Origin of the sequence: Marinimicrobium sp. UBA4509, from assembly GCF_002388575.1 — a bacterium.
GTDB classification, from domain to species: Bacteria; Pseudomonadota; Gammaproteobacteria; order Pseudomonadales; family Cellvibrionaceae; genus Marinimicrobium; species Marinimicrobium koreense.
This window is the reverse complement of sequence record NZ_DGMV01000055.1, coordinates 6245-14409: the sequence shown is the minus strand read 5'-3', so window position 1 is coordinate 14409 and position 8165 is coordinate 6245. Positions and strand designations below refer to the sequence as shown.

Annotated in this window: 9 protein-coding genes; 5 read left to right on the top strand and 4 right to left on the bottom strand. The window is 62.6% G+C overall.

The window, feature by feature from the left end; translation table 11 throughout:
• Positions 1-57 precede the first annotated feature (57 nt).
• From B3520_RS10630 to B3520_RS10615, 4 genes are all read right to left on the bottom strand, one after another.
• Complete coding sequence (locus B3520_RS10630) at positions 58-1002, bottom strand: DegV family protein (protein WP_286805549.1); 945 nt, start codon at positions 1000-1002, stop codon at positions 58-60.
• 245 nt (positions 1003-1247) lie between these two features.
• On the bottom strand, positions 1248-2618 hold the full coding sequence (locus B3520_RS10625; RefSeq protein WP_286805547.1) for an ATP-binding protein: 1371 nt from the start codon (positions 2616-2618) through the stop codon (positions 1248-1250).
• On the bottom strand, positions 2615-3304 hold the full coding sequence (locus B3520_RS10620) for a response regulator transcription factor (RefSeq protein WP_123638084.1): 690 nt from the start codon (positions 3302-3304) through the stop codon (positions 2615-2617). The genes B3520_RS10625 and B3520_RS10620 overlap by 4 nt, the downstream gene beginning before the upstream one ends.
• A gap of 23 nt (positions 3305-3327) precedes the next feature.
• A complete protein-coding gene (locus B3520_RS10615; protein WP_286805545.1) occupies positions 3328-3645 on the bottom strand; it encodes a PepSY domain-containing protein in 318 nt (105 codons plus the stop codon).
• 178 nt (positions 3646-3823) lie between these two features.
• Here B3520_RS10615 and B3520_RS10610 point away from each other — a divergent pair, with 178 nt between their 5' ends.
• The 5 genes from B3520_RS10610 to mrdA all read left to right on the top strand — a co-directional run.
• Positions 3824-5089, top strand: coding sequence for a glutamate-5-semialdehyde dehydrogenase (locus B3520_RS10610; RefSeq protein WP_286805543.1), 1266 nt, complete (start codon positions 3824-3826; stop codon positions 5087-5089).
• A 3-nt stretch (positions 5090-5092) separates the two neighbouring features.
• On the top strand, positions 5093-5737 hold the full coding sequence (gene nadD / locus B3520_RS10605) for a nicotinate-nucleotide adenylyltransferase (protein WP_286805542.1): 645 nt from the start codon (positions 5093-5095) through the stop codon (positions 5735-5737).
• Positions 5738-5779: 42 nt separating this feature from the next.
• A complete protein-coding gene (rsfS, locus tag B3520_RS10600) occupies positions 5780-6121 on the top strand; it encodes a ribosome silencing factor (protein ID WP_123638080.1) in 342 nt (113 codons plus the stop codon).
• Between the two features lie 3 nt (positions 6122-6124).
• Positions 6125-6592, top strand: coding sequence for a 23S rRNA (pseudouridine(1915)-N(3))-methyltransferase RlmH (rlmH, locus tag B3520_RS10595; RefSeq protein WP_123638079.1), 468 nt, complete (start codon positions 6125-6127; stop codon positions 6590-6592).
• Positions 6593-6618: 26 nt separating this feature from the next.
• A partial coding sequence (mrdA, locus tag B3520_RS10590; protein WP_286876017.1) for a penicillin-binding protein 2 occupies positions 6619-8165 on the top strand: 1547 nt, incomplete at its 3' end.

The following is an 8165-nucleotide window of genomic DNA, read 5'->3' as shown; positions in this document are numbered from 1 at the left end:
CGCGCTTATCCGCCCTACGCATATCTCGGTACCCGCTGTATCGAACCTAACCCAACCTCAAACCAACGCCTTATCCGTCGCAAACGCCAACGCAAAGGCCCCGGGACCGACGTTGACGGTGCCGGTCATGCTCATCATCGAGAGCAGGGTTTTCACCCCCGCTTTCTGACAATCCTTCCGGAACTGCACCAGGGTCGGATGTTCCTTGATCTCATCCAGGCAGCCACCGTAACTCATGGTAATGGCATCACAGGTCAACCCCTGCTCCATCTGCTTGCGCACATGGTCGAACAACACCTCCAGGCTGCCCCAGAAGCCCTTGCCGGTGGTCATTTTGGCGGTGTCGCCTTTGTGGATCTGAATGATCGGCCGCCGGTTCAGCATGCTGGCCAATTTGAAGTTCACCCAGGAAATTTTGTGATCGGACTTGCGCATGTGCCGGCGCTCGCGCATGTAGGCCAGGTCATTGGGAATGATGTAACCGTAGACCTCCTCGCGCATATGGTCGATGGCCCGGATGGAGCGGTTGATCGGGGTTTTCTGCTCCTTCAGGCGCTTGACCAGTTCATACACCAATAGTCCATGTCCGGTAAACATGGTCATGCTGTCGTACAGGCGAATGCGAAAGGGCGGCCGGTTGGGGCGCTCCATGGCCCGGAACTTGGGCTCGTTGACCATGGCCGCCTCGGACACCCGCTTGAACACCTCGCTCTTCTTGCTGTTGGTGGTGATTACCTGAACCAGGTCGTAGTTGGGCAGCAGTTTGCGTTGCAGGAGCTGGGTCATGTCTTCCACCGAGAGGGGCTCGGACTGGGCCAGGCCGTATTTCTCCCGGGTGTGGGACTGATAGAACCGCAGGGTGTTGGCCGGGTTGCGGTAGTCCAGTTGCCGACCGCCAGCGTGGTGGATGTAGATCGGCAGTACTTCAATGTTGTTGTCCCGAATAAATTGGGCGGGCAGGTCGCAGGTGGAGTCCACTGCGATACAGGTACGCGCGTTCATGGTTATCCCTCCGGGGTTTATTTGAACACGGCCAGTGTGCGTGGTTTCACGTTCCGGGGGGATAGGGGATTACCCATGGAGCTTGTGCGGCGATAGCAGCACGTTTTGTGCGATTTGGCGCACAGGGTTGCGGATTTTGGTGGGGCGAGCGAAGGGGGTGACGCGAATTGTGGTTACGGCGGATGCGTGGGGTTGGGTTACGGCGGATGCGGCCTCCGGCCTCCGAAGCGTCGGACCGATCCGCCCTACGCGTGGTTTGGAAACTGGATTTTTATTATCGCTCCGCCCATCTCGGACTTACCAATACTCAACCGCCCCCCATAACTCCCCACAATATCCGCCGCCACGGCCAGGCCGATCCCTTGCCCGGCCTGCAGGGTATCCAACCGCTGGCCGCGCCGGATTACCTGTTCGCGCTGGTCCTCGGGAATACCGGGGCCATTGTCTTCCACGGTCAGATGTAAATGCTCACTATCGCCGTGGGCGCTGACGCGTATGCGCCCCCGCCCATACTTGCAGGCGTTGTCCAGCAGGTTGCCGAGCAGCTCCAGCAGGTCCTGCTCATCGCCGGGGAACGCCAGCCCGTCCGGAATGGCCAGCTCAAACTGCGGTGCCTGCTCCCGGTAGACTTTTTCCAGGGTGTTCACCATGCGCCGAGCGGCGGGCTGAATGGGGGTCTGCCGGTGGCTGCCCTGTTGCTGCTCCGACACCGCCCGGCGCAACTGGTAACTCACCACCTGATCCATACGGGCCACCTGCTCGGCGATCACACTTCGGGCTTCCTTATCCGGTGCGCTATCGCTGGCCTGGTTGCGCAGCACGGTCAGGGGCGTTTTCAGGCTGTGGGCCAGGTTGCTCAGGCTGTCCCGGTAGCGCTTGCGCAGGGACTGCTCCCGGTCCAGCACCTGGTTGAGGTTGTCCACTACCGGTTGCAGCTCCGCCGGGTGGCGACCTTCCAGGTGCGGGCGGGAGCCATCGCGCATGGCATCCAGCGCCCGGGCGAGTCGGCCCAGCGGGCGCAGCCCCCAGCGCAGGCTCGCGCTTTGGGCAATCACCAGAAGCAGGGCGGCGGCGCCCAGCCAGCGCCAGAGCTGGCGCCGGAAGCTGGCCAGCTCGGCCCGGTAGGGCGTTTGATCGCGCAACAAGGTCACCAGATAGTCGTGATCCTGTCCGGCGTCATCCTCCCAGATCACCGCGTAACGGGCGCGCCAGTGGGGTTGTCCATCCAGCTCGATCTGGTCGAGCAGCAAGTCGCCCGGCTGTGGAAACTCCCCGGTGGCGGGCAGCTCCGGGCGCAGTTGTGCCGAGTTGGAATGCCAGACGGTGCGTCCTGCCCGGGTTGAAAGGTAGCCATAGAGCCCGGAGTTCAGGCGCTCGAAGTTGGGTTCCAGCAGCGCCGGAGGCATTTCCAGTTGGGCCTGCTCACCGGTGCCCTGCATTTCCGCCACGCTGAACAGCAGGTAGATCTGGCCCTGCAACTGTTCCCGGGCGGCGGTGGTCAGGCTGCGGTCAAAGGCCCGCTCCAGAGCCAGCCCGGTCAGCCCCAGAAACAGGGGCAGCACCAGCAGTGAGGCCAGCAATAATCGGGCATTCAGTGACAGTGGGCGCTGACTCACGAATCGGCCGACCCCTGGGGCAGGTTCAGGCAATAGCCCAGTCCACGCTGGGTAGTGATCAGCTTGAGCGAGCCGTCCGGGTCCAGTTTGCGGCGCAGGCGACCGATAAACACCTCGATCACGTTGCTGTCCCGGTCGAAGTCCTGATCGTACAGATGCTCGGTCAGCTCGGTTTTGGACACCACTTTGCCGTTGTTCAGCGCCATATAGGCCAACGCCTGGTATTCGTAGCCGGTCAGGGTGACCGGTTCGCCATTCAGGGTCACCCGGCGGGCGATGGTATCAATGGCAATGGGGCCGCCCTCGATCACGCTGGAGGCCAGACCGCTGGCCCGGCGCAGCAGGGCATTGAGCCGGGCGCGCAGCTCTTCCGGGTGAAAGGGTTTGGTGAGGTAGTCGTCGGCGCCGGCTTCCAGGCCTTCCACCTTGTCCTGCCAGGCGCTGCGGGCGGTCAGAATCAGGATGGGGTAGCTGTGGCCTTCGGCGCGCAGGGTGCGGATCAGGCTGACGCCGTCCAGGTCCGGCAGGCCCAGGTCGATTATGGCCAGGTCGTAGGGGTGCTCCTGCCCCAGAAACAGGCCTTCGCGGCCGTCCGGGGCCAGGTCGATGGCAAAGCCCTCGGCGTGCAGTTGCTGCTGAATCTGGGTGCGCAGGGCGGGGTCATCTTCTACCACTAACAGACGCATGGCGGGTCTCCTGTCACCTGTTTTTAGCGCTTGAGAATCTGTCCGGACTGGCCGTCGACCATGACGGTGCTGATGCGGCCGTTGTCCTGCAGGATTTTGATCCGGTGTACCACGCGGCCGCCGCGATTCTGGGTATCGACTTTCAACACCTTGCCGCCGTAGCGTTTCTGCACGATGGCGGCGGCACGGGAGGCACTGACCCGGCTTTCCGCCTGGGCAATCGGCAGGATCTGGACGGACTGAGGCGCGGCGCTGGCGGTCTGCGACAGCGGTGCGCCAGCGAGCATCAGCAGTGCGATCAGCAGGCCTCGGCCCATCAGTGTTCCCCGGTGTTGTGTCATATTCAGGAGCCCCATACAGTGACCCACGTAGCTTACCTTGTCCCAAGCGTAAGAGAAACTGGCTGAACGGGAGCTGAAAGCCCCAAAAAGCGCCGCCAAACAGGGTATAATCGCGGCCATTGTGTTGAGAAAGTGTTCTGAAACCGCAACTTTGAGGATGTGAGAGCCTCCCGACCCTATGAGTGATTCGAGCAACGTCATCGAGTATATGGCCGATCTGGGCCGCAATGCCCGTCGTGCCGCCCGTGTGGTGGCTGCTGCCAGTGCCGGCACCAAAAACCGGGCCCTGCTGGCCATGGCCGAAGCCCTGGAAGCGGCGCGCCCGACCCTGGCCGAGGAAAACCGCAAGGACCTGGAAGCCGGCGAGGCCAACGGCCTCGACGCGGCCATGCTGGACCGCCTGGCGCTCAAGCCGGCGACCATCGACGGCATGATTGAAGGGCTGCGCCAGGTCGCGGCACTGCCGGATCCCTGCGGCGCGATCACCGATATGAACTTCCGGCCCAGCGGTATTCAGGTGGGCAAGATGCGTGTGCCTCTGGGCGTAGTGGGGATCATCTATGAATCCCGCCCCAATGTGACCATCGATGCCGCCAGCCTGTGTCTGAAGTCCGGCAATGCCGCGATTCTGCGCGGCGGCAGCGAGGCGATTCATTCCAACCGCGCCATTGCCGCCTGCCTGAAAAAAGGTCTGGCCGAGGCCGGATTGCCGGAAACCGCCGTGCAGGTGGTGGAAACCACCGATCGGGCCGCCGTGGGCGAGCTGATCGCCATGCCCGAGTACGTGGACGTGATCGTGCCCCGGGGCGGCAAAGGCCTGATCGAGCGGATCAGTCGCGATGCGCGGGTGCCGGTGATCAAGCACCTGGACGGCATCTGCCATGTGTTCATTGATGCCAAAGCGGATCTGGATAAAGCTTTCAATATTGCCCTGAACGCCAAGACCCATCGCTACGGTGTGTGCAACGCCATGGAGACCCTGCTGGTGGATCAGACCGTGGCCGCCGAAATTCTGCCCCGCCTGGCGGATGCCTATGCCGAGAAGGGCGTGGAGCTGCGCGGTTGTGAGCGCACTCGGGCGCTGATTGAGGCGCAGGCTGCCACCGAGGAAGATTGGGCCACCGAATACCTGGCCCCGGTGTTGGCGATCCGCGTTGTGGACGGGCTGGATGAGGCCATGGACCACATTGCCCAATACAGCTCCCAGCACACCGAGGCGATCGTGACCGAGGATTACACCCGGGCGCGCCGCTTCCTGCACGAGGTGGATTCCAGCTCGGTGATGGTCAATGCCTCCACCCGTTTTGCCGATGGGTTCGAATACGGCCTGGGGGCGGAGATCGGTATTTCCACCGACAAGATTCACGCCCGGGGCCCGGTGGGCCTGGAAGGGCTGACGTCCCAGAAATGGATTGTGCTGGGCGACGGACACATCCGTAACTGATTTATGACTCAGGCGATCGGGCTGCTGGGCGGCACCTTTGACCCCATTCATCTCGGGCACTTGCGCATGGCACTGGAAGCCGGGGAAACCCTGGCGCTGGATGAGGTACGGCTGCTGCCGTGCCACCAGCCGCAGCATCGGGCGACGCCGGATGTGAGCAGCGTCGAGCGCACCGAGATGTTGCGCCTGGCCTTGGCCGATTGTCCGAGCCTGGTTCTGGACGATCGCGAGCTGCACCGCGATGGCCCCTCCTACACCCTGGATACCCTGAAAAGCCTCCGCGCGGAGCTGGGGCCGGCGGTGCCGTTGATCTGGATTCTGGGTTGCGATGCCTTTCTCGGGCTGGAGCAGTGGCACGGCTGGCGGGAGCTGCTCGACTGGGGGCATCTGCTGGTGATCGCCCGACCCGGCTGGGAGCTGCCCTCCCGGGGGCCGCTGGCCGAGTGGCTGAGCGAGCATCAGGTGGCCCCCGAAGCGCTGACCGCGTCTCCGGCGGGCGCCATTGGCGTGCAGGCCCTGCGTCTGCTGCCGATCTCGGCCACGGAAATCCGGTCCCTGATCCAGGCCGGGCACTCTCCGCAATTTTTACTGCCCGACGCGGTCTGGCAGTATATTCGGGACAACAACCTTTATCGGGCCCGTGCTTGAGCGGGCCTTACTCTTTTTATACATGACTGAAACAGGTGGCGAATGTCCGCAGCGTTAAATGAGCTTATTGTCGAATCCCTGGAAGACCTGAAGGGGAAAAATATCGTGCAACTGGATGTCCGGGAGTTGAGTGATGTGATGGATACCCTGATCATCGCCAGCGGCACCTCCAGTCGCCACGTGAAGTCCCTGGCCAACAACGTGGTAGAGGATGCCAAGCACGCCGGCCATCAGCCGCTGGGTGTCGAGGGTGTGGATTCCGGTGATTGGGTACTGGTGGACTTCGGCGATATCGTGGTGCATGTGATGCAGGAGGAAACCCGGGGCTTCTACGACCTGGAAAAACTCTGGTCCATGGAACCGGGTAATCGTACGGAGCACTAACCCATGCGCATTCGCCTGATTGCGGTGGGCACCAAAATGCCCGACTGGGTGGAGCAGGGCTACGGCGAATACGCCAAACGCCTGCCCCGGGACTGCACCGTGGAACTGGTGGAACTGCCGCTGGGCCCGCGGGGTAAAAGCAGCTCCACCGCCGTGGCCATGGAGCGCGAAGGCCAGTCCATGATGGCCGCCATCGGCAAAGGGGACCGGGTCATCGCCCTGGATGTGAAAGGCAAGGCCTGGAGCACCGAGCAACTGGCCCGGAACCTGGATGAGTGGCGCATGAGCGGGGCCAATTACAGTTTACTGATTGGCGGGCCGGACGGACTGGCCCCGGAATGTCTCGCTCTGGCTGAAGCCAAGTGGTCGCTCTCGGCCCTGACCCTGCCGCACCCGCTGGTGCGGATTCTGGTCATTGAACAGCTGTACCGGGCTTACTCGATACTGCACAATCACCCATACCATAAGTAAAGGTCGCGACGGGTTACCGTTCATTCATGTCTGAAGCCCAGCGTTTTAAAGATCACCACCGGGAAGCCCGCGTTTTTCTCAGCCGGGTGATCACCACCTCTGTGATCATGGCCGCTCTGGTTGCCGTGCTGGTGGCGCGGTACTACAGCCTGCAGGTCACCCATCACCAGGACTATGCCACCCGCTCGGACCGCAACCGGGTGCACGTGCAGCCGGTGCCTCCGACCCGTGGGCTGATCTACGACCGCAATGGCGAACTGCTCGCCGATAACCGACCCAGCTATACCCTGTCGGTCATTCGCGAGCGGGTGAGCGACATGACCGCCACGGTCGAGCTGCTGCGGGAACTGGTGGATATTCCCCAGAGCGACCTGGAAAAGTTCTACGACCAACTGCAACAGTGGCGCCGTCCCTTTGAAGCCATTCCCCTGCGCTATCGCCTGACCGAGGAGGAAATCGCCCGCCTGGCGGTCAACGAGTATCGCCTGGAAGGGGTTGAGGTGAACGCCCAGTTGGTGCGCCACTACCCCAAGAGTGACCTGTTTGCCCACGTGCTGGGCTACGTGGGCCGGATCAGCCAGGCGGATCTGGCCCGGTTTGATGAGGACCAGTACCAGCGCTACAGCGGCACCCACTCGATTGGTAAGACCGGCCTGGAAAGTGAGTATGAAGCCCAACTGCTGGGCGAAGTGGGCAGTCAGAACGTGGAAACCAACGCCCGGGGCCGGGTATTGCGCGTGCTGGATCGCACCGACCCCAAACCGGGCGAAGATCTGCAGCTGCACCTCGATTCCCGCCTGCAGGCGACCGCGGTCAGCGCCCTGGATGACTACCGTGGGGCGGTCGTTGCTCTGGATGTCAAAACCGGAGGCGTGCTGGCGGCGGTGTCCATGCCCAGTTTTGACCCCAACCTGTTCGTCACCGGGATCAGTTTCCGCGACTATCGCAGCCTGAACCAATCTCTGGATCTGCCGCTGTTCAACCGGTTTTTGCAGGGGCAGTATCCACCGGGCTCCACCACCAAACCGGTGGTCGGGTTGGCCGGCCTGCACTATGACGTGGTGGATGCCGAGCACACCGTGCGCGATCCGGGCTGGTATCGGCTGCCGGGCGATGATCGCCTGTATCGGGACTGGAAACGGACCGGGCACGGTTTGAAGGTGGATCTCGAACAGGCGGTGGTCGAGTCCTGTGATGTTTACTATTACGACCTGGGTCATCGAATGGGGGTCGATTCCATTCATGAGTTTGGTGTGCAGTTTGGCTTGGGGTCGCGGACGGAGGTGGATATTCCCTCGGAGCGCAGCGGTATCTGGCCGTCCCGGGAGTGGAAGCGCAATCAACGCGGTCTGCCCTGGTTCCCGGGGGACAACCTTAACCTTGCCATCGGTCAGGGCTATGCCCTGGCTACGCCCATGCAACTGGCCCAGATGACCGCCACCATGGCCAGCCGCGGACGTCGTTTGCGCCCCCAGATGGTGGCCAAAGTGGGGGACCAAGAGCGGCCGGTCATTGAAGAGGCGCAGATGGAGGTGGCCGAGGAGGATTGGGATTACATCATCAATGCGATGGT

Coding starts and splice junctions, on each gene's coding strand:
- B3520_RS10630 (WP_286805549.1), bottom strand. CDS start 1,002: ATGAACGCGCGTACCTGTATCGCAGTGGACTCCACCTGCGACCTGCCC.
- B3520_RS10620 (WP_123638084.1), bottom strand. CDS start 3,304: ATGCGTCTGTTAGTGGTAGAAGATGACCCCGCCCTGCGCACCCAGATT.
- B3520_RS10615 (WP_286805545.1), bottom strand. CDS start 3,645: ATGACACAACACCGGGGAACACTGATGGGCCGAGGCCTGCTGATCGCA.
- B3520_RS10610 (WP_286805543.1), top strand. CDS start 3,824: ATGAGTGATTCGAGCAACGTCATCGAGTATATGGCCGATCTGGGCCGC.
- nadD (WP_286805542.1), top strand. CDS start 5,093: ATGACTCAGGCGATCGGGCTGCTGGGCGGCACCTTTGACCCCATTCAT.
- rsfS (WP_123638080.1), top strand. CDS start 5,780: ATGTCCGCAGCGTTAAATGAGCTTATTGTCGAATCCCTGGAAGACCTG.
- rlmH (WP_123638079.1), top strand. CDS start 6,125: ATGCGCATTCGCCTGATTGCGGTGGGCACCAAAATGCCCGACTGGGTG.